At 61.4% G+C, this 18,981-nt stretch carries 22 protein-coding genes and 1 pseudogene; 9 read left to right on the top strand and 14 right to left on the bottom strand.

All coding sequences use genetic code 11. The features are described 5' to 3' along the window. Nucleotides 1–121: 121 nt before the first annotated feature. A complete protein-coding gene (locus PSV05_RS07850; protein WP_300063843.1) occupies nt 122–670 on the bottom strand; it encodes a YdeI/OmpD-associated family protein in 549 nt (182 codons plus the stop codon). Between the two features lie 132 nt (nt 671–802). Between PSV05_RS07850 and PSV05_RS07845 the strand changes: the two genes are divergently transcribed. Then, the gene (locus PSV05_RS07845) at nt 803–955 is read left to right on the top strand and encodes a hypothetical protein (protein WP_300063841.1); all 153 of its coding nucleotides are present in this window, start codon (nt 803–805) and stop codon (nt 953–955) included. A 59-nt stretch (nt 956–1,014) separates the two neighbouring features. Here the strand turns inward: PSV05_RS07845 and PSV05_RS07840 are convergent, their stop codons facing one another. Further along, nucleotides 1,015–1,599, bottom strand: a complete 585-nt coding sequence (locus PSV05_RS07840; protein WP_300063839.1) for a DNA-3-methyladenine glycosylase — start codon at nt 1,597–1,599, stop codon at nt 1,015–1,017. A gap of 4 nt (nt 1,600–1,603) precedes the next feature. Next, entirely contained in the window at nt 1,604–1,975 is a 372-nt protein-coding gene (locus tag PSV05_RS07835) for a DUF488 domain-containing protein (protein WP_300063837.1), read from the bottom strand. 206 nt (nt 1,976–2,181) lie between these two features. Here PSV05_RS07835 and PSV05_RS07830 point away from each other — a divergent pair, with 206 nt between their 5' ends. Together PSV05_RS07830 and trmY are read left to right on the top strand one after the other, a co-directional pair. Continuing rightward, on the top strand, nt 2,182–2,805 hold the full coding sequence (locus PSV05_RS07830) for a sterol desaturase family protein (RefSeq protein ID WP_300063835.1): 624 nt from the start codon (nt 2,182–2,184) through the stop codon (nt 2,803–2,805). Nucleotides 2,806–2,902: 97 nt separating this feature from the next. Next, a complete protein-coding gene (gene trmY / locus PSV05_RS07825; protein WP_300063833.1) occupies nt 2,903–3,496 on the top strand; it encodes a tRNA (pseudouridine(54)-N(1))-methyltransferase TrmY in 594 nt (197 codons plus the stop codon). Nucleotides 3,497–3,611: 115 nt separating this feature from the next. On the opposite strand, the gene PSV05_RS07820 is transcribed toward trmY, so the two are convergent. Further along, nucleotides 3,612–3,836 carry a tautomerase family protein gene (locus PSV05_RS07820; protein WP_300063831.1) on the bottom strand — a complete coding sequence of 75 codons (225 nt, stop codon included), beginning with the start codon at nt 3,834–3,836 and terminating at the stop codon, nt 3,612–3,614. A gap of 129 nt (nt 3,837–3,965) precedes the next feature. Here PSV05_RS07820 and PSV05_RS07815 point away from each other — a divergent pair, with 129 nt between their 5' ends. The 4 genes and pseudogenes from PSV05_RS07815 to PSV05_RS07800 all read left to right on the top strand — a co-directional run bounded on the left by PSV05_RS07815 (nt 3,966) and on the right by PSV05_RS07800 (nt 7,388). Next, nucleotides 3,966–5,561: a winged helix-turn-helix domain-containing protein gene (locus tag PSV05_RS07815; RefSeq protein WP_300063829.1), complete on the top strand. Its 1,596-nt coding sequence runs from the start codon at nt 3,966–3,968 to the stop codon at nt 5,559–5,561. Between the two features lie 227 nt (nt 5,562–5,788). Continuing rightward, entirely contained in the window at nt 5,789–6,481 is a 693-nt protein-coding gene (locus PSV05_RS07810; protein ID WP_300063827.1) for a type 1 glutamine amidotransferase domain-containing protein, read from the top strand. Nucleotides 6,482–6,512: 31 nt separating this feature from the next. Continuing rightward, nucleotides 6,513–6,869: pseudogene (locus tag PSV05_RS07805) on the top strand (PAS domain S-box protein); the annotation flags it as partial. Beyond that, nucleotides 6,849–7,388, top strand: coding sequence for a GGDEF domain-containing protein (locus tag PSV05_RS07800; RefSeq protein WP_300065396.1), 540 nt, complete (start codon nt 6,849–6,851; stop codon nt 7,386–7,388). The pseudogene PSV05_RS07805 and the gene PSV05_RS07800, both read left to right, overlap by 21 nt. On the opposite strand, the gene PSV05_RS07795 is transcribed toward PSV05_RS07800, so the two are convergent. The 4 genes from PSV05_RS07795 to PSV05_RS07780 all read right to left on the bottom strand — a co-directional run bounded on the left by PSV05_RS07795 (nt 7,385) and on the right by PSV05_RS07780 (nt 13,384). Next, nucleotides 7,385–10,900 carry an EAL domain-containing protein gene (locus PSV05_RS07795; protein WP_300063825.1) on the bottom strand — a complete coding sequence of 1,172 codons (3,516 nt, stop codon included), beginning with the start codon at nt 10,898–10,900 and terminating at the stop codon, nt 7,385–7,387. The genes PSV05_RS07800 and PSV05_RS07795 overlap by 4 nt on opposite strands. Nucleotides 10,901–11,125: 225 nt before the next feature. Continuing rightward, nucleotides 11,126–11,491 carry a DUF6164 family protein gene (locus tag PSV05_RS07790; protein ID WP_300063823.1) on the bottom strand — a complete coding sequence of 122 codons (366 nt, stop codon included), beginning with the start codon at nt 11,489–11,491 and terminating at the stop codon, nt 11,126–11,128. Nucleotides 11,492–11,531: 40 nt separating this feature from the next. After that, nucleotides 11,532–12,644, bottom strand: coding sequence for an AI-2E family transporter (locus tag PSV05_RS07785; protein WP_300063821.1), 1,113 nt, complete (start codon nt 12,642–12,644; stop codon nt 11,532–11,534). A 146-nt stretch (nt 12,645–12,790) separates the two neighbouring features. Next, the gene (locus tag PSV05_RS07780; RefSeq protein ID WP_300063819.1) at nt 12,791–13,384 is read right to left on the bottom strand and encodes a hypothetical protein; all 594 of its coding nucleotides are present in this window, start codon (nt 13,382–13,384) and stop codon (nt 12,791–12,793) included. Between the two features lie 152 nt (nt 13,385–13,536). Here PSV05_RS07780 and PSV05_RS07775 point away from each other — a divergent pair, with 152 nt between their 5' ends. Together PSV05_RS07775 and PSV05_RS07770 are read left to right on the top strand one after the other, a co-directional pair. After that, nucleotides 13,537–13,866 (top strand): hypothetical protein, encoded by a 330-nt coding sequence (locus PSV05_RS07775; RefSeq protein ID WP_300063817.1) that lies wholly within the window; start codon nt 13,537–13,539, stop codon nt 13,864–13,866. After that, nucleotides 13,856–14,155, top strand: a complete 300-nt coding sequence (locus PSV05_RS07770; protein WP_300063815.1) for a hypothetical protein — start codon at nt 13,856–13,858, stop codon at nt 14,153–14,155. Before PSV05_RS07775 ends, PSV05_RS07770 begins: the two co-directional genes overlap by 11 nt. 91 nt (nt 14,156–14,246) lie before the next feature. Here PSV05_RS07770 and PSV05_RS07765 read toward each other — a convergent pair whose 3' ends face one another. From PSV05_RS07765 to PSV05_RS07740, 6 genes are all read right to left on the bottom strand, one after another. After that, on the bottom strand, nt 14,247–14,825 hold the full coding sequence (locus PSV05_RS07765; protein WP_300063813.1) for a hypothetical protein: 579 nt from the start codon (nt 14,823–14,825) through the stop codon (nt 14,247–14,249). Between the two features lie 194 nt (nt 14,826–15,019). Beyond that, nucleotides 15,020–15,661: a maleylacetoacetate isomerase gene (gene maiA, locus PSV05_RS07760; protein WP_300063811.1), complete on the bottom strand. Its 642-nt coding sequence runs from the start codon at nt 15,659–15,661 to the stop codon at nt 15,020–15,022. An 8-nt stretch (nt 15,662–15,669) separates the two neighbouring features. After that, a complete protein-coding gene (locus PSV05_RS07755) occupies nt 15,670–16,380 on the bottom strand; it encodes a DUF1499 domain-containing protein (RefSeq protein WP_300063809.1) in 711 nt (236 codons plus the stop codon). Nucleotides 16,381–16,438: 58 nt separating this feature from the next. Then, nucleotides 16,439–17,536 (bottom strand): NAD(P)-dependent alcohol dehydrogenase, encoded by a 1,098-nt coding sequence (locus tag PSV05_RS07750; RefSeq protein ID WP_300063808.1) that lies wholly within the window; start codon nt 17,534–17,536, stop codon nt 16,439–16,441. Nucleotides 17,537–17,662: 126 nt separating this feature from the next. Further along, on the bottom strand, nt 17,663–18,346 hold the full coding sequence (locus PSV05_RS07745; protein ID WP_300063806.1) for a DUF5666 domain-containing protein: 684 nt from the start codon (nt 18,344–18,346) through the stop codon (nt 17,663–17,665). 145 nt (nt 18,347–18,491) lie between these two features. Then, complete coding sequence (locus PSV05_RS07740) at nt 18,492–18,776, bottom strand: DUF427 domain-containing protein (protein WP_300063804.1); 285 nt, start codon at nt 18,774–18,776, stop codon at nt 18,492–18,494. Nucleotides 18,777–18,981 lie beyond the last annotated feature (205 nt).

Below are 18,981 nucleotides of genomic sequence, written 5' to 3'. Positions count from 1 at the left end.
AACCCGGATCGCAAACCGGGACGGAGCCAGTTAAACCAGCTTGATTACCTCCGTCCCAGTTTTCCCAGTTTTCCGGTGCCATAGCCGACGATGGCGATTCGAAGAGGCTTCGACATGAGGACTACTCCGCCGCTTCGGGCGCTTTCATGCTCTTGCTATACATCCCCGAGCAGTCAAAGCAGCAGGCACGACGCTTGCCGGCTGCCAGCATCGAGCAGGCCGTGGCGATCCGCCGCCCGCGGGTCTCCGCTTTCTTGCCGGAGGTGATCCAGTGGATCCAGTCACGTCGCGCGACCGGCGTGATGTCGGACCAGACTGCATGTGCCTCCGGCGCCGCCACGAGTGCCTTGCGCACATCCGCCGGCACGCGGGGTTCAGGCTCCACCGACACCGGCGTGATCTCCATGGCAACCGTGTCGCCAACCTGGGCGTGGGCCGTCTCACGCATGGCCTTGGGCACCTTGAGCCAATGACTGCCTTCGCCATCGGGTTCGAGCGTTGCGCGGAAGGCGTGGCCATCGATGCTGCCGTCGACGCTGGCCATGCTGCGCGTCGGCAGCTTTGCGCTGGCGCCGGCAGGCAGGATGAGGAAGGACCATGCGGCGCCTTTCGGGCTCGCTGGCCGGAGCAGTTTCGCCTTGAATCGTATTATCTCGGCTAGCTCGGGCATGCAGGAACACTATCAGAACCCCGGATGGCATCAGGGACAATTGGAATTGAGCAGGAGTAGGCTCTGCGGCGTGACGGCACCGCGGTCTACCGTCGGCTCCCATTCCATGTACCGCGACCCAAGGTAACCAACATGAACATGCAGACTGGCGACATCGACGAAGATGACGACAACATGATCGACCAAGAGGAAGAGGGTTCGGACAAGGCCGAGCAACGCGGCGAAATCCACATCACATCCACGAGCGAGGTCTCGTCGCGCGACCCGATCATCATCAATCGATAAACTTCCGAAACAGGCCCAGTACTTCACGCACCTTTGGTGACGAGGGCAGGCCAGTGCGACTAGCGTGTAACGTCAGGGTTGCGCCAGCGCCACGGAAAATCCTTCGCGCGGCTGATGCCGACCCGAGGGCCCATCCTCGGTTGTGCGGGCGGCAGCGTTCCATCCGTTCGCACGCTCACGCCGCGATCGTCCAGGACGATATCCGCGCCATCGAAACTGCCATCGATGCCCATTGCCTGGGTCAGCTTGGCGGGGCCGTTGGCCAGTTCGCGATCGCTGCGTGCGCCACCCCTGGCACTACGCATCCGTTCGATGTCGGCTATCGGCACGACTGCGCGCAGCAGCACGCCCCAGCCTTCTCCCTCCGGACCGCAAACCGTGTTGCAGCACCAGTGCATGCCATAGGTGAAATACACGTACAGATGCCCGGCCGGGCCGAACATGGTGTGGTTGCGTTTGGTCATTCCGCGGAAGGTGTGTGCAGCCGGATCATCAGCGCCACAGTAGGCTTCGACTTCGATGATGCGCCCTGCACGGCCGTCGTCGCGCACCAGGATCTTGTTCAGAAGTTCGGGAGCAACTTCCCTCGGGTCGCGCTCGAAGAACGCACGCAGCAACGGCTGCAAGGCAGGCATCCCGGGCATGGCGTCAACGTGCTTGATGACCCTTTCCTGCTCGGCCCTTGACGAAGTCCATCAGGACGATCGCCGCATTGTGGATTTCGTCCTTGGACCCGTAGACGAACGTTGCCTTCTTGTTTCCGATCGCCTCCTTCAGCTCCGCCACCTGCTCGTCATTGCCCCGGAGTTCAGCCCGATAGCGTTTCTGGAACTCCGTCCACTTGTCGGGATCGTGGCCGAACCACTTGCGCAGCTTCGTGCTTGGGGCGATTTCCTTCAGCCACAGGTCGACTTGTGCTTTCTCCTTGGTCAGCCCACGTGGCCAAAGTCGTTCCACGAGGATGCGCTTGCCGTCGGTTGCGTCCGGCTTCTCGTAGACCCGTTTGAGTTCGATATCCATGGGTTGATACCTATTCCGACTCAGGCAAGCAGGGGCTTGGTAAGACGGACATTACGCCAGAACCACATTTCCAGTGCTTTCCGGGCAGTCCCACTACCCGGCGCGGCGGAACCATCACCCTGATCAAGCAGTCACAACCCGATTGCAGGACAATCGACCGATCGGGCCAGGCCCCCTGACCCATCACCAACACAGGAGCGCCGGTAATGCGTAGCTTGCGTGAGCCCATCCGTCGATCCTTCGACCGGGCAGTTGCGCCGATCGTGCGGATGTCGGAGACCCGCGCCAATCATCTTGGCAGCCTGTTCACCGACGTGCTGGTGGGCGCGGCCCTGGTCTGGGCGGGCCTGTATCGCACCGGGGCGCATCCGGGCATGGCATTGCTGGCGTTCGGCATGGGCTTGCTGGCATTCAGCTGGGTCGAGTACGGCTTTCATCGCTGGCTGATGCACGGGCAAGTCCCACTGTTGGGACCGGGGCATCGCAAGCACCATGAAAATCCGACTGGCCATGATTCGATGCCGTTCTTCCTGCCGCCCATGATCCTGGCGGTGCTGGTGAGCCTGTTCGCGCTGCTGATGCCGGTCGGAGATGCCCTGCTCCTGGCTGGTGGGCTGGCCTGCGGCTACGCAGCCTATGGCCTGAGCCACGCCGTCATCCACGTCAAGCGCTTCCGCCACCCCCTGGGCCGGCGCTGGGCTGCCGTCCATCACGTCCACCACTACCACCCGGATGCCAATTTCGGGGTCACGACCCCGCTATGGGACATCGTGTTGGGCACACGGTATGTGCGAAATCAGGAGGGGACGGAGCGCATCAAGCGCGCTTGATCCCTCAGCCCCTCTTGTCCGTTGTTGCCGTTGTTCATGGAAAATTGGTGGGCCGCACGCCCTGTGCGGCAAGACAACGACTCATTGGTCACGACACATGCGAACCTTTGTACTGAGAGCGCGGGCGGCACCCACGGACAGCCAGAAGCTGTTGGCGTCCGTAGGCCAAGAGGCCCACACCGAAATCCTGGCGCACACGCTGATGAACGCGATCTTCGTGGCGCAGTCGCATCGCGCGGATGTGACGGTCTACCTGGTGCTGGAAAGCACCCAGGATTTCTCCCGCACGATTCGATTCGACGCCAACGCCATGCATGACATCGGCGGCTTCAACGAGCAGGCACTGCTGGGCAAGGTCGCCAAGGCGCTGGATGCTTCCAGAGGCATGGACAAGGAAGAGACGCGACCGGTGGAATCGGGCGTGACGGTGCGCACCTTGAGCTTCGAACGGCTGGTGCAGGAACTGGCCGAAGGCCATCAGCTGTTCGTGATGGACAGGAAAGGCACATCTATTCGTGAGCAGGTGTTTGAAGACAATCCCTGTTTCCTGCTGACCGACCATATCCCGATGCCGAAAAAGACCTTCCACAGCCTCGAACGCCTGGGTGCGAAGAAGATCACACTCGGATCGAAGATGCTGTTTGCGTCGCAATGCGTGGTGTTGATCCACAACGAGCTGGATCTATGCTAGAAGCAAGCAGAAATTGTCCCTGGCACCTTTTTCCACCTTTTTCCTGTCCGGTACCCTGCGAACCGCATCGCCCCATCCCGTAGATCGGGTCCAAGCCTGCCCTACCCGGGTTCGATCAGGCCGCTTTGGCAGCAGCGAGCGCGTGGACGTCGGAGGCTGTGAGCGCCTTGCCACCGATGGCCCAGTCGCCGCCTTCGAACTCCTTGATGCGAACCCAGGTGACACCGCGCAGGCTCTCGCCTTCCACGGCGACAACGGCGTCGGTGACCTTGCTGATGAGCGATTGCTTCTGGATCGGGGTGAAGACGTCCTTGATGACATCAATGGTGACCATGGGCATGGGAATGCTCCTTTGAGTGTTGGATGAGTGTTGGGAACCGGCATCAGGATCAGCCCTGACGCCTTGGATGAAATTTCAACACGTACCCAATTTCCATACTTGGAGGTTTGCTGGAGAAGTACTGGAGATATGCCGGAGATTGCACTGCCGCTGCTCTATGCTGCAGGAATGATCTACCGTTTCGATACATTCGAGCTGGATCTCGCAAAACTGGAACTGCGCGCCGACGATGCGGTGCGCCCGGTGGAGCCGCAGGTATTCTCCTTGCTTGCGTTGCTGGTCGGCAATCGCGAGCGAGTGGTCTCCAGGGACGAGATCATCGAAAACGTGTGGGACGGGCGCGTGGTATCGGACTCGGCCATCGACAGCCGGATCAAATCGGCGCGACAGGCGCTCGGTGACGATGGCACCACGCAGCGTTTCATCAAGACCATCCACCGCAAGGGTTTCCGTTTCGTAGCGGATGCGCGCGTCGTTGGATCGGGATCGGTGGCGCTTGCTGGCGCTGCGGAGGCATCCGCGGCTCCTGCCGGGCATGGCGCGCGGCCATCCATCGCGGTGCTGCCGTTTCGCCATGTCGGCGTGATTGGACCGTACGCAACGCTTGCGGATGCGTTGCCGCACGAACTGATTTCCGATCTCGCACGCCTGCACTGGCTGTTTGTCACCGCCCGCGAGTCATCGTTCCGGCTGCGTGGCGCCGAGGCCGATCCTGGAGAAATCGGCCGACTGCTGGATGTTCACTACTACCTGGCGGGTAGCGTCGAAATGATCGGCAACCGGCTGGCGGTGATGGTCGAGTTGATCGATACCCGTGATGGCGGCATCGTCTGGGCCGAGCACTTCGCTGTCGGGATCCAGGATGTGCACCAGTTGCGCGAGGATATCCGCGCGCAGACCCTCGCTGCGCTGGAGATCAGGATTCCGCTGCATGAGGCGTCGATTGCGCGTCTGTCGGTGAGCGAAAACCTCGATGCCTGGTCGGCCTATCACCGCGGCCTGCAGCACATGTACCGCTTCAATCGCACGGACAATGCCGCGGCCCTGGCACTGTTCCAGCAATCGATCGCGAGGGACCCGGGCTTCGCGCGTGCGCATGCGGGACTTTCGTTCGTGCATTTCCAGAGCGCCTTCATGCACCACACGGACGACGTCGCTGGCGAAGTCGCGCTGTCGCGGCAATTCGCAACACGAGGCCTGGAACTCGACCCGATTGATCCATTCGTCAATTTCGCGATGGGCCGCAGTTTCTGGCTCGAAGGCGATCTGCAGAGCAGCCTTGGCTGGCTCGAACGCGCCACCACGATCAGCCCGAACTATGCGCAAGGCATCTACGCCCGCGCCTGGGCCGAATCGCTGGCGGAACGCAGCATTGAAAGTCGAAAACACGTCGACCTGGCAATGCGCCTGAGCCCACTCGATCCCCTGCATTACGCCATGGTCGGCACGCGCGCCTTCATCCACATGATGCAGGGCGAGGACGCCGAAGCGGCCGACTGGGCCGAGCGTGCGGCACGCGCACCCGGCGCCCATGTGCTGATCGCCATGATCGCGATAGCCGCGCATGCCTTGGCCGGCGATACGGCCAAGGCCACTGCGTGGGCAGCCAATGTGCGCGCACGCAATCCGGCTCTGGGCCGCAATGACTTCTTCCGTGCCTTTCCAATGCAGTCGGCGACAATGCGTGCGCGCGCGTCAAAGGCGCTCGCCACATTCGAGTTCTGAAGACCAGTGGGGGAATAGCGAAATTAAAACATGGGTCCGAAAACATGGGTCAAAGTGGAATTTTTACTACCCAGCACCTTCAGCCTCGACGCAATCTGAAAAAGTCCACTCTGATCGCTTTTTTCTCGCTTTATCTCGACCCTATTTTCTCGCTTCAGCCGCATGTTTCACGCTGGGCTGCATGGAGTGCCTCCAGAATAGGGCATCCCCACTGCATGGAGCGCTGAATGAAAATCCTGATGGTCCTGACGTCCCACGATCGCCTGGGCGATACAGGCAAGAAAACCGGCTTCTGGCTGGAGGAGTTTGCTGCGCCCTACTATGTATTCAAGGACGCTGGCGCAGATATCGTGCTGGCCTCGCCCAAGGGTGGCCAGCCGCCGCTTGATCCCAAGAGCGACGAGCCCGATGCGCGCACGGCTGCCACCCACCGTTTCCGTGAAGATGCCGAGGCCACCGCCGCGCTTGCTTCGACGCACGTGCTGGCGGATGTCGTGAACGACGACTTCGATGCCATCTTCTATCCCGGTGGTCACGGCCCGCTATGGGACCTGGCCAATGACGAAGACTCCATCCGCCTGATCGAGTCGAACTATGCCGCAGGCAAACCCCTCGCATTCGTCTGCCACGCGCCGGGCGTGCTGAGCCAGACGCGCACGGCGACCGGTGCGCCACTTGTCCAAGGCAAACAGGTCACCGGTTTCACAAATAGCGAAGAAGCTGCGGCCGGATTGACCGACGTCGTACCGTTCCTGGTCGAAGACATGCTCATCGCCAATGGCGGCGGCTACAGCAAGGTGGAAGATTGGGCATCGCACGTGGTGATCGACGGCAATCTGGTGACAGGCCAAAACCCGGCCTCGTCGGAAGCCGCTGCCGAAACACTCTTGAGCGTCCTGAAACGACCCAACGTGTCGTGACCGCTGACAACAAGGCTCAGCAAAAACAAACATGATCTCGAAACTTCCACCCTTCGCTGAGTTACTCGACCTTTTGCCGGATGCCGTGTGTGTCGTCGATACAGAGGGCCGGTTCCTGTACGTCAACGCCAGCTTCGAACGCATCCTCGGGTAAGCGCACGACGAAGTGCTGGGTCGGCACACCTTCGACTTCATACACCATGAAGACTTGGCGTTGACCCTGCAGCAGGCCGAAGAGGTGATGGCAGGCGCATTGCAACGCCACTTCCGCAATCGCTACCTGCACAAACACGGGCACAGCGTCGACATCCAATGGTCGGCCCGCTGGTCACCCGAGTACGGGGTGCGCATTGCCGTCGCCCGGGAAGTGACTGAGTTGAGGCGCGCCGAGCGCGAGCTGGAGCATCTTGCCAGCCACGACCTGCTTACCGGCTTGCCTAATCGACTTGGCCTGCAACAGGAAATCGAACGCGCACTGGTTCGTGCGCAAGACGCGGGTGGCAGTCTCGCCTTGCTTTACCTGGATCTGGACGGGTTCAAAGTCGCCAATGATCGCGGCGGCCACGAGGCGGGGGATCGGGTGTTGTGCGAAGTCGCCGACCGGCTGAAGCAAAGCATCCGGCATGGCGACCTGGTGGCTAGAATTGGCGGCGACGAATTCGCAGTGCTGCTGCCGGGATGCCCTGATGCTGCCGCCGCCAGGAAGGTCGCCGACATGCTGCGGATGCGGTTACGCTCGTCCTACTCGATGCCAGACGACACGCTGCACCTGGATGCGAGTTTCGGAGCCGCCTGTTTCCCGCAAGACGGCCGTGACCTGGAATCGCTGCTGGCACATGCTGACAAGGCGATGTATGAAACCAAGCGCCAGCGGGCCGCGGAGGCTGACGGGTACGGCGCGGCTTAGGAGCGCACCTGTGTATTGCCGCTGGATTCTTTTGCCAGGCGCGCGGCGAGCAAGGCGTCCATCTTGGCCACCGGCAACGGTTTGCTGAAGTAGTAGCCCTGCGCTTCGTCGCAACCCTGCTCGCGCAGAAACTCCAGTTGCTCGACAGTCTCGACACCCTCGGCAATAGTCTTCAGTCCGAGACTCCGTGACATGCTGATGATCGCCGCCACGATTGCCCGGTCTTCGCTATCGGTGGTGATGTCCTGGATGAACGACTTGTCGATCTTGAGCTTGTAGACGCGGAATTTCTTCAAATAGTTCAACGACGAATAGCCGGTGCCAAAATCATCGATGGACATGCGGATTCCGCGTTCGTGCAGATTATTCATCACCTGTATCGCGCCCTTGGGGTCGTGCATCGCCACGCTCTCGGTAAGCTCCAATTCGAGCAACTCGGCCGGCAGGCTCGCCTCGGCCAGGATGCTCTTGACCAGGTCGGGCAAGCTGCTATGGCGAAACTGCACGGCCGACAGGTTCACCGCCATGATCATCGGTGGATAACCACGATCCAGCCATTGCTTGAGCTGGTGCACGGCAGTCCTGATCACCCACTCGCCGATCGGCAGGATCAGACCGCAATCCTCGGAAACGGGAATGAACTCCATCGGGGAAATCGCACCCAGCTCGGGATGTTCCCAGCGCAGCAACGCCTCTACACCGATCATCTGGTCGTTGCCGAGGGAAAACTGTGGCTGGTAGTGCAGCTGAAACTGATCCTGCTGCAGTGCTCGACGCATCGCATTCACCAGCTGCATGTGCCGGGTCGCATCGGCCTGCATTTCGGCCGTGAAGAAGCGAGAGCCGTTGCGGCCATCTTCCTTGGCCCGGTACATGGCCGTGTCTGCACTTCGCAACAGCGACTCCAGGCTCTCGCCGTCATGCGGATAGATGGCGATGCCGATGGAGGCGGTAACAATCAGGGCATATTGCTCGACCTGGTATGGCAGGGCGATCGCTTCCAGCAATTCGTTTGCGATCTTTGCCGCCGCCTGTGCATCCGTGTCTGGCAGCACCAGGATGAATTCATCAGCGCCCAGCCGTGAGACGGTATCGGACTCGCGAAGCACGGTTTTCAGCCGCGCACCGACTTCGATCAAAAACGCGTCACCTACACTGTGGCCCAGCGTGTCATTGATCTCCTTGAAGCGGTCCAGGTCGATGAATATCACTGCCAGATGACCGTTACTGCGCTTGGCCATGCTGATCGCATACTGCACGTGATCGGCGAGAAGGTTGCGATTTGGCAGCCCGGTCAACGCATCGAAATTGGCCAGATACTGGATCCGTTTTTCGGAATACTTGCGTTCGGTGATGTCGCGACTGATCCCGAGCAAGGACACGATCTTTCCGTCCGCATCGCGCATCGGCGCCGCATGGGTTTCAAGCCAGCGCCGCGTACCCTTTCGCCCGACGATCTCGAACTCCAGCATGCCGCTCTCGCCATTCATCACGCGTTGGTGCAGCTCCATGAAGGGCTCACGATGTTCGGGCAGCAGGAACGCAGGCAAGCTGCGACCCCTGGCCTGCTCGATCGAGTCCACCTCCAGCATGGCCAGGCCGGCTGCGTTCATTTCGAGCAGCTCGCCGCCCTGCCCGATCACCTTGACGCACTCCGGTTCGGTTTCGATGATCGTGCGCAGGTGCAACTCACTTGCGCGCAGCTTTTCACTGCTGAGCTTGCGATCGGCTTCACTGGCAAATCGATCCAGCGCAAAGCTGATGTCCGCCGCCATTTCGATCAGCAGGTCTTGCGCGGCCTTGTCGAAGGCGTCGCACCATTCCGAATACACCGCCAAGGCACCGACCACGACGCCCCGCTGATACAGGGGTAGCGAAGCTGATGCATTCCAGCCCATGCTGGCTGCTCTTTCCCGCCAGGCCTCGGTGCACGGGTCGTTCAGGAAGTCCTGGCACCAGTAGGGCCGGTTCTCGCGAATGGACGTAGCTGTCGGCCCACGACTTTCCGGGCCGTCGCCATGCAGCGGAATCTCGAGCGAATGGGCATACGCTTCACCCACCCCGAACGACGTAACTCGCTGGATCATGCACGTGGATTCGTCGACCTTGCCAATCCATGCCATGCGCATGCCGCCAAACTCCACCGCGACACGGCAGATCGTCGGAAACAACTCCTCCTCGCTCTCGCACCTCACGATCGCCTGGTTGCATTGGCTGAGCGCGGCATACAGGCGCGTCATTCGCTCAAGTGCCATTTCCGCCGTCATGCGCTTGGTGATGTCGAACATGGTGCCCAGCAACACGTCGGCATCCGAATGGGGATCGCGGGTCAGCTCAGCTTGCGCCTGCACCCAGATGACACGCCCGTCAGCGTGGACGATGCGGTGAATGATGTTGTATTCGTCCAGCCCGAGGATGACTTGCTGCAACGCGTCCTGCACCATTTCCAGATCGTCGGGGTGGACAACTTTCCCGATGATGTCCGGGCTCGCAAATCCCGCCTCACACTGGAGCCCCCAGAGGCGATTCGCCTCGTCCGAGCAGTACATCGCATTGGTCTTCAGGTTCCACTCGAAAAAGCCAAGGCACGCCACCTTCTGCACCGTGACCAGCCGCGCGTCCATTTCCTTCAGCGCCATCTGTTCCCGGTGGCGGCTGATGGCAATGGAAGCCATGTGCACGGCCGACTCCATCAACCACAGATGCCCAGGCCCGGGTAACGCCGGGTGACGGTGGTACATGGCAAACGTGCCCAGCACGCGTCCGCTGCCATCCATGATCGGTTGCGACCAGGCAGCAACCAGCCCCAACGGCATCGCCAGCGCACGGTAGTCGTCCCATAGCGGATCGGTCCTGAGGTCCTCTACGTAAACCGCTTCACCCCGGAATGCCGCCGTCCCGCACGACCCTGCATGCGGCCCGATCGGCTGCCCGTCGACAGCGGCTATGAAATCGGCAGACAGGCTTGGCGCCGCCCCGTGGCGCACATGCACGCCATCGTCATCCAGCAGCAACACCGAACCGAGCATGCCCGGTGACTGGCCCTCGATCGCGCCGACCAGGGTATCCAGAATCAGCGGCAGCTCGGCCCCGTCGACCATCATCTCCAGCAATTGCTTCTGTCTCTCGAGCCATGTTTCGGCTTGTTTGCGCTCGCTGATATCGCGAACGCTGGCAAATATGACCTGCCCGCCATGCAAGGAGATAGGCTGTGCGTGGATCTCCACGTCGAGCAAGCTGCCGTCACGCCGCTGATGGCGCGATTCGAACATCGCTACACCCGCGAACATGCCATCGAGCCGGGTTGCCGCCGCGTCCCTGAGCTCAGGCGCGGCAAGCTCGGCCGCATTAATCTGACGCAGCTCCTCGACCGCGTAGCCGTAGCACTGCGCCGCCGCCAGGTTCGCATTCAGGATCCGGCCACCCGGTCCAAGGATAAAAATTGGATCAAGGCTCGCATCGAGAATCGCCTGATTCTCGATGCCCGGAAAGCCTGATGCAGTCTTTTCCATGGGTTCTCCCTGATACTCCTTCAAACGACACCACGGGCGAATGCAGGACATGTCGGTCAGTTGCTACAAGTGAGATTCATCCATTGATGTTTGTTGGGTGTGAAAGCGGCTCCCCGAGCGCCCGAGCGCATGGTCCGGTGCCCACGCTACCAGTATCCGCGGCAAAATGGTGGCCGGGACAATTGATCACTGGCGCTGATCACTGGCGCCAATCCTTCGATCGCGCTACCCGCGCAACAGGATGATCGGAAGCGCCACCAGGCCCAACAAGAACAGGATGGCCAGCACACTCAGCGCGACGCGTCCCGGCTCAGCACGCAATACCGATACGAACGTCTCTGCGGTGCCTTCGCGCTTTGCAGCAGCATATTCGTCCCGGGCACGGGCGCCGCGCTGCTGCTGGTAGTCGGCCATCGCGTGCTTGGCGTTCGTGACGTCCGCATCCTCCGTCACCCAGATCCCGCCCGCCGAGACGCCCCACATGCTGGGCTTGGTCTCGTAAAACTCGATTCGGTGCGCATCGAGCAGCGCGCGCACGTCGTCGGCTTCGTCATCGGGTACGTTTCGCAGGTTCAGAAGCAGCTTCGACATGCGCACACAATATAGGGATGGAGGGAATTAAGTTGAAACCCTAATCTGCACGACTGGAACCATCCGGTTCAGTCATTGTTCCTGACGTCATTTTTCGGCGGTTCCAGACCTCCAGCAGCAGACGCGTGATGGCGAAAGTCACCGGCCCCAGGATCAGGCCGGACGAGCCGAACACGATCAGCCCGCCAACGATCGAGACGAAGGCCAGCAACGTGTGCATCTTCAGCCGCCTGCCCACCAGCATCGGGTAGAGCACGTTGTCGATGCCGCCTACCACGATCGACCCCCACAGCACGAGCACAAGCGCCTTGACGTCACTGCCGCCCAACAACAGCAAAATCGCCGCCGGGATCCACACGATGAAGGCACCAAGCACCGGCACTACCGCCAGCAAGCCCATCACGATGCCCCACAGCAGCGGCGCTGGCAGCCCCAACCACCAGAACATCAGTCCACCCAGCGCGCCCTGCACCATCGCGACGATCAGCGTGCCATACACGGTGGCGTGCACGGTGTCGTCCACGTCACCAAACATTCGCGCTGTGTCTGCCGCGGTCAATGGGGAGAGCGACTCGATCGATGCGAGGATGTTGCGACGATCGCGCAGGAAATAGAACAGCAGGTACAAAGTCAGCACCATGCCGATGAGCTGCAATACCGATTCACGCGCCAGCGATGCCATGCTGCCCGTTACCCACGACGTGATCGCGTTGACGGTGTCCGGGAGATCGAACTGGCGCTCTACCCAGCCCGCCGCCGGCGCCAGCAGCGGATAAGCCTCGAGATTCCGGCGCCATTGCCCGGAATCAACCATGGCGGTAACGGCGTCGGCGCCGGTTTTAGCTTCGCCGAGCATCCAGTCGCCGACCAGCATCGCCGGCAACAGCACCACCAATCCCACCAGCAGGACCAGGGTCCCGGCGGCAAGCCCTGGTGAGCGCAGTTTCGGTTCCAGCCAGCGCTGTACCGGCACCAGCAGCAGGGCCAACGCCAGCGCCCATGCGAGTGCTGGCAAGAACGGCGCCGCCATCCTGTAACACAGATACAGGCCGCCGATCGTCAACGCCATCAACACCAGCGAACGGACCTGGCTGCGCGATCCCCATTCGTTGGAATCTTCGGGAGGTGGTAGTGGCCGTTCGGATGCGCTCATGTGTGCCTGGTCAGGAAGTGGAAAACGCGAGCCAGAATCATAGGCGTGACGCAGGGTCACATGGTCGAAGCGAACAGGAAGTGAGAGTTATCGCGCGCGCGACGGAAATCGGCATTTATCTTGGCGAGATCGCGAGGAGAATGGTGTCAGGGCTTGCCTTGCTCACACAGGCGCTCGGCGACTTTTGCCACTTCCTCGCGGTAGGCCTCGGCGTCACCGAATTCCACAAACTCCCTGTAGTGCGGATGCGCACCGACCAGCTTTCGTGCGTGTTTGATCGGGCACCAGAATTGCTCCGTCCGCGAAGCGATCTCGCGGACATAGCCAATCAATCCGTTTCCGTAGGAGCAATACGCACAGTTGAGTTTCTCCAGCACGTTCAGGTATGCAAGGTAGCGACGGTCGAAGACCATGTAGTCACGGCGCTTCACCTTGGGGATGCCGTACACCGGAAAGCACACGGCCTGGTAGATCGTGACGAACACGTCCAGAAGCACAAACGGGACGATTAGCAGGTAAATGAGCGGCGCCGTCAGCGCGATCAACGGCCTGGCGCCCACGATGTAGCGGAGCAGGCGCGTCTTCATCTCGCGGTGCCGTTTCAACACTGCCTTGTCGAATTCGATCTTTCCATCCTCGATGCGTACATGCAGCTCGGCGCGCGCCAGCGCCATCTGCACTTCAAGCTCCGCCTCCATGGTGCGGATGCCATGCAGCAGCTCTTCGATTTTCGGATTCATTGCACAGCCTGATGCGGAGACGTAAACGGAATAGCGCCTGCGCACTCTGGCCCCTTTTGCGCAAGCTGTCTGGAAAACAGGGAAAAAGTGGACTTTGGTTGCCCAGCGGCCTCAGCCCCGATGCCAACTGAAAAGAGTCCACTCTGATTTTTTTGTTTTCCGGCTACCCTTCGCTTCACACCGTGTGGAAAGATGCGATAACCAGCTTCGAGTTCGTGTTCGGGATGATCTCGGTGATCACCTCACTGGCGCTGACCCGCCTGTTGAGCGGTTGCGTGGGTTTGTACCGGCACGCCGAACATATCCGCTTCTCCTGGCGGCGTGCGTGCTGGACCGCCATGGCCTTCATGTTGCTGCTGGGCAATTGGGCATCGTTCTGGAAATTTCGCGATATTCAAGCATGGCGAGCAATCGACGTGCTCAGCCCACTGATTCTTCGTCGGCGTGCTGTATGCGTTCTGCGATCTGGTCATGCCGGATGAACCGAAGCAAGGCCAGGTGCTGGACCTGCGCGATTACCACGCTCGGCAAGGCCGGCGTTACAAGACGATGCACCTGGTATTCGCAGTAGTGGCGTTGCTGGTCATCGCACACCAGAGCCGCGACTTCAGCGAGTGGCTCGCCGCATCGGCCTTCGCGCTTATCGCGGCGACGTGCACCGTTGTCGCGCTGCGGACCCGTCGTGTCTGGCTGGATACCCTGGCAGCGATCGTGCTGGTCGCGATGGCGCCTATCTTCCTGTGGATGAAGCTCAAGGGCCTGTCCGGGTAGCAGGGATTGTCCCTGACACTTTTTTTCATGCAACGACCACGAGAGTTTCGCCGATACGAAAAGCCCGCCAATCGGCGGGCTTTTCGCTTGCTCAATGGCCTCTTCCGGGATCGGGTACTGCAGCGGGTGCAGGGGTCGACGAAGCCGTGTGCGCAGGGCGGTCCATATTGCTTATATTGGGCATCGACGGTCGTTCATAACCGCGCCATGAGTCAGGCTGGTCATGGCGATCGGGGATGTACTCCCGGCGACTCCTGGAGTTCTGACTGGCGAGTGCAAGTTGGCGACCGTCCGTGTGGACCCAATACCATGAGCCGGGCGGTACGGGCGCTGTCGACACATAGGCAAACTTCACATCGTAGTCGCCATCAGGGCGCGGCGACGCGTGCAGCGCCAGATTCATGACGAACTGGCTGGACGTCGGGTGTCCCTTCTTGTCGATTGCCGGCGCGGTAATCATCTCGTCCAGGTTCGCGCGAAGCAGTCGCCTGAGCTTGGGTGGAAGTTCCGTTGCTGGCGACGCACTGGTGACCTTGCCATGCGAGTCCACCTGCACCAGCACCGGCAGCACCTTCGGTATGAATTCGCTGAGCGAGCCTGATCCAGCGGCTGCCATGCCAGTGGCAATGATCAGCGCGCCAAGTGCAAGCGATCGTTGGAAAGTCTTCATCGGATACATCCTGTTCGGGTAGCCCTTTTGACTGCTTTCGTAGTTGAGCCAATGTCCTCCGAGTGGCAATGGGTGTCAAACCACGCCAAGCGCGGAGCTGAACCAAGTCAGGGGGCAGGGTCGACTTTTCCAGCGTGTTTCGAGGCCGAGGTTGCCTGGCAATAAAAGTCGACCCTGACCCCTTATTTTAGTTTTTATATACCCGGTGCGCCCAATTGAAAGCGCGGGTGGGCAGCCGCGAACTCGGGTATCGCAAACAGACTCTCGCCTACAGCGGCGGTGCGTGGAAACTCCACAAGATCAACGCCAAAACGCGCGACACCAACAAGATGGCTGGCAAGTGCCAAGTCGGCGATGCTCAGCGCGTCGCCGTGGCTGCGCGTGGCGCCAGGCGCAAGTTGTGCTTCGTAAGCGACAAGACCCTCGCGAAACCAGTGCGCAGACCAGGCCCGCCCTGCTGTCTCATCCGATCCGAATTGCGTGACCAGTCTGGCCTGGACGCGTGGCACCACCAGAGGATGCGTGTCCGCGGCTGTCAGCAAAAAAAGAGAACGCACCTTGGCGCGCCCTTCTGCATCGGAAGGCAGAAGCGGCAGTGTCGGGTAGGTTTCATCCAGCCATTCCAGGATGGCCAGGCTTTGTGTGAGCGGCTGGCGCGTACCGCCTTCCAGGGCTGGCACCGCACCGGCCGGATTAAGCTTCCGGAACTCTGGCAAGTCATGCTCGCCCTTGCTCAGGTCATGGGCACGTTCTTCGAACGCGACACCCTTCAAATGAAGGGCAATGCGCACGCGGTAGGTAGCAAGCGACAACCAAAAAGAGTGGAGGATTAACATGTTTGCGTTTACGCGCCCAGCGTCCGCAGGAACTTGCGGATACGCGCGGCGTTGGCGCCCACGTCGCTCATACCGACACGGGATACCGAACGCACGTCGACCCGGCTACCGGCAGCATCGGGCTCGATCCGGATCACCACGTCGTCCTTGAAACCGAACCAGAACGTGGTGTCCGTGGCCTCGATGCGTCCGGCAGTTCGATCAATCGATACGATCTCCCAACCAAGCCCGCGCGCGGCCTGTTGCGCACGCTCGAACGCCTGTGCAGGTGCAGCGTCCATCTGATGCGTTTGCAGGTCGGGGTACGCAGCAATTTGCGCCGCCGCTAGCTCCGGTCCGCCGTACTCGGCCGAATTCGGCGCATCGGCGCGCAGCGGCAATATCGCGACGAATTCGGGTGGGCGTTTGGTGTCGGTGCTGATGTCATGGATCGGCGGCACCGAGCGGGCCCGTTGCATCCCGCTCCACGGCACGAACGCCACACCCAGTCCCAGCACCAGCGCCACCACCAGGCCGGCCAATCCACGGCGACGGATGCGGGGCAACAACAGCATCACCAGCGCCAATCCAGATGCAGCCAACCCGGTGTATGCCGCCCACTTCAGCAGTTGGAAGCCGGTACGGAATTCCCACAGGTCCAGGCGCGTACCCGGGCCTGATACCAGCAGCAGCAGGAACGCGATGATGCCAAGCAGAACGGGGATGTATGCGGGCTTCATGGAGACCTCGAGTCGTCTGGAAAAATTGGTGCCTGGGACACTCTAGACCATGCTGCGCTCAGCCTGGCTTGATCGCTACTTTCAGCACGCCATCGCGCTGATGGCCGAACAGCTCATACGCGGCCACGATGTCGTCGAGCTTGAAATGGTGGGTGACCAATGCGCCGAAGTCCGCGCGGCCCGAGGCCACGACGTCCATGAGCCGTCGCATGCGTTCCTTTCCGCCCGGGCACAGCGCCGTGTTGATGCGGTGGTCGCCCAGGCCGGCGGCGAACGCAGACAGCGGGATTGTCAGGTCGGTGGAATACACGCCCAGGCTCGACAGCGTGCCGCCGGGCTTGAGTACGCGCAGTGCCGATTCAAACGTACCCTGTGTGCCCAGCGCCTCGATTGATGCGTCCACTCCCCGGCCACCGGTGAGCTTCATCACCTCGTCCACCACGTCGCACTCATGGATGTTGAGGGTGATGTCCGCGCCCATCGCCTTCGCAATGCCGAGGCGATGGGCGTTGCCATCGATGGCAATGATGGTCGACGCCCCCAGCAACCGCGCCCCGGCGGTGGCGCACAGGCCGATCGGCCCCTGCGCGAACACGGCCACCACGTCGCCGATGCGGATGTTGGCGTTCTCGGCGCCGCGGAACCCGGTCGACATGATGTCCGGGCACATCAGCACCTGCTCGTCGCTCAGGCCGTCTGGGATCGGCGCCAGGTTGCCCTGCGCGTCAGGCACCAGGACGTACTCAGCCTGGGTGCCATTGATCAGGTTGCCGAAGCGCCAGCCCGCCGTGGCCTTGTAGCCATGGCAGCCGCAACGACCGCTGTCGATCAGGTAACTGCCGTCCTGCGAGGGCACGCCGTCCTGCGCCGCGTAGGAATTGAAGTTCGGGCAGATGGCGCCAGCGATGACGCGCTGGCCCTCGCGGTAGCCAGTGACCGCACTGCCGAGCTTCTCGATAATGCCCACCGGTTCGTGGCCGATGGTCAGGCCCTTCGCCACCGGGTATTCACCCTTGAGGATGTGGATGTCTGTACCGCAGATGGTGGTGGTGGTGATGCGCACCAAGGCATCGTTGGGACCGACCTCGGGGATGCGCTTGTCGGCCAGCTCGATGCGGCCTGGGGCCACGAAAATTGCCGCTTTCATCATGGTCATGACGTATGCCTCGCTGGGTTTGGACCGAGACTACGCAGGTTGCCTGTCCGGGAAATTGATGCAGATCAGGGGTGGCTGTCGCATCGCGCCAAGCGGGTAATCCCGTTTTGTTAGCGCAGGCACGGGCTAACGCCCAACCGAACGCTCCACAATGATGCGTACAGCCAGCCATTGGTTATTGCCCACTTGTCGCGCCTGTATACGCACGATGTCGCCGCGCTGCAGGTTCTCCGGACGGTAGCTGCGACCTTGGTATTCGACCGTGGTGCGGGCGTCGTAACCCACCTGCACGTCGTTGCCATAACCGGCGCCGTCGAGGCGGATCAGGCGCGCCCGCGTATCGACGCGGGCGACCGAGCCGCGCAGGTCGTTGCCGTAGCCGCCACTGTTACCGCCGTCACGGACATTGCGCACGAGCTCGATCGAGCGTGCCCAGAGTTCGAGCCCCGACTGCACGGCATCGATGCGGATCACGTCGCCACGCTCCAGGCCTTCGACCGATTGCTCGCGCCCTTGGTAGACCAGGCGGGTGCGCTGGTCGTAGCGCACTTCCATCCGCTGTGCGCGGCCGGAGCGTTGGTCGTCGACGACCATGAAGATTCGGTTGTAGCCGGGATCGACGCGCTCTACGGTGCCCTGCAACTGGCTGTTGGGCTGCGAGGGGTAGCCCGGTGCGGGCTGCCCGTAGCCGCCGGTATTACTTCCATAGCCGCCGGTGCTGCCATAGCCGCCCGGGGTGACGCAGCCGGCGAGCAGCAGGAGAACGCTCGTGACCAGCGCCAGGCCGAAGCCGCGGATTGTGTCGTTCATGGAATGCTCTCAAGGTCTCAAGAGCCCCATATGTACCCAGAGCTCGTGAACGCGGGGTCATTGCCGTGCGGTGCGACCGTGTGGCGCGTCGAACTTGATGGCTCGTGGCGCCTTAGGAAATCCCACGACCGACCTCACTGCTAACCTAAGCGCTGACCTGCACGCCCTTCCAGAATGCCACCCGTCCACGGATCTGCTCAGCCGCCTGCTTCGGCTCTGGGTAGTACCAGGCCGCATTGGCGTTGACGGCATCGCCCAGCACGACGTCGTAGTAGTGCGCGGTGCCCTTCCATGGGCAGATGCTGGTGTGGTCGGAGGGGCGGAAGTACTCGCGCACCAAGGCGTCGGCCGGGAAATAATGGTTGTTCTCAACTATGACGGTGTCGTCACTATGGGCCACAACGGTGTCGTGCCAGGTGGCGGTCTTCATAACATGGCTCCTGAAAAAGTAAGCGGACAAGTCCAGTAAGGAGACGGAGGAAATCAATCCTGACGCCTGCCCGTGGAATCCGGGTCAGTCCAAACCTTACCCTTTATTCGTGTTTTTTATGCTCACAGCCGGTGAAGACCCCGGCTAGTTTTCTGCTGACACTGGGCGCACGAAAGTTACCGCCCGCCCGCACGATGAATTCCCC

Source organism: Thermomonas sp., from assembly GCF_029945965.1.
In the GTDB taxonomy this organism is placed as follows: Bacteria; Pseudomonadota; Gammaproteobacteria; order Xanthomonadales; family Xanthomonadaceae; genus Thermomonas.
The sequence above is the reverse complement of the archived record's forward strand: the minus strand, read 5'-3'. Positions and strand labels throughout refer to the sequence as shown.

Coding starts and splice junctions, on each gene's coding strand:
- PSV05_RS07850 (WP_300063843.1), bottom strand. CDS start 670: ATGCCCGAGCTAGCCGAGATAATACGATTCAAGGCGAAACTGCTCCGG.
- PSV05_RS07845 (WP_300063841.1), top strand. CDS start 803: ATGAACATGCAGACTGGCGACATCGACGAAGATGACGACAACATGATC.
- PSV05_RS07840 (WP_300063839.1), bottom strand. CDS start 1,599: ATGCCCGGGATGCCTGCCTTGCAGCCGTTGCTGCGTGCGTTCTTCGAG.
- PSV05_RS07835 (WP_300063837.1), bottom strand. CDS start 1,975: ATGGATATCGAACTCAAACGGGTCTACGAGAAGCCGGACGCAACCGAC.
- PSV05_RS07830 (WP_300063835.1), top strand. CDS start 2,182: ATGCGTAGCTTGCGTGAGCCCATCCGTCGATCCTTCGACCGGGCAGTT.
- trmY (WP_300063833.1), top strand. CDS start 2,903: ATGCGAACCTTTGTACTGAGAGCGCGGGCGGCACCCACGGACAGCCAG.
- PSV05_RS07820 (WP_300063831.1), bottom strand. CDS start 3,836: ATGCCCATGGTCACCATTGATGTCATCAAGGACGTCTTCACCCCGATC.
- PSV05_RS07815 (WP_300063829.1), top strand. CDS start 3,966: ATGCCGGAGATTGCACTGCCGCTGCTCTATGCTGCAGGAATGATCTAC.
- PSV05_RS07810 (WP_300063827.1), top strand. CDS start 5,789: ATGAAAATCCTGATGGTCCTGACGTCCCACGATCGCCTGGGCGATACA.
- PSV05_RS07795 (WP_300063825.1), bottom strand. CDS start 10,900: ATGGAAAAGACTGCATCAGGCTTTCCGGGCATCGAGAATCAGGCGATT.
- PSV05_RS07790 (WP_300063823.1), bottom strand. CDS start 11,491: ATGTCGAAGCTGCTTCTGAACCTGCGAAACGTACCCGATGACGAAGCC.
- PSV05_RS07785 (WP_300063821.1), bottom strand. CDS start 12,644: ATGAGCGCATCCGAACGGCCACTACCACCTCCCGAAGATTCCAACGAA.
- PSV05_RS07780 (WP_300063819.1), bottom strand. CDS start 13,384: ATGAATCCGAAAATCGAAGAGCTGCTGCATGGCATCCGCACCATGGAG.
- PSV05_RS07770 (WP_300063815.1), top strand. CDS start 13,856: ATGCCGGATGAACCGAAGCAAGGCCAGGTGCTGGACCTGCGCGATTAC.
- PSV05_RS07765 (WP_300063813.1), bottom strand. CDS start 14,825: ATGAAGACTTTCCAACGATCGCTTGCACTTGGCGCGCTGATCATTGCC.
- maiA (WP_300063811.1), bottom strand. CDS start 15,661: ATGTTAATCCTCCACTCTTTTTGGTTGTCGCTTGCTACCTACCGCGTG.
- PSV05_RS07755 (WP_300063809.1), bottom strand. CDS start 16,380: ATGAAGCCCGCATACATCCCCGTTCTGCTTGGCATCATCGCGTTCCTG.
- PSV05_RS07750 (WP_300063808.1), bottom strand. CDS start 17,536: ATGACCATGATGAAAGCGGCAATTTTCGTGGCCCCAGGCCGCATCGAG.
- PSV05_RS07745 (WP_300063806.1), bottom strand. CDS start 18,346: ATGAACGACACAATCCGCGGCTTCGGCCTGGCGCTGGTCACGAGCGTT.
- PSV05_RS07740 (WP_300063804.1), bottom strand. CDS start 18,776: ATGAAGACCGCCACCTGGCACGACACCGTTGTGGCCCATAGTGACGAC.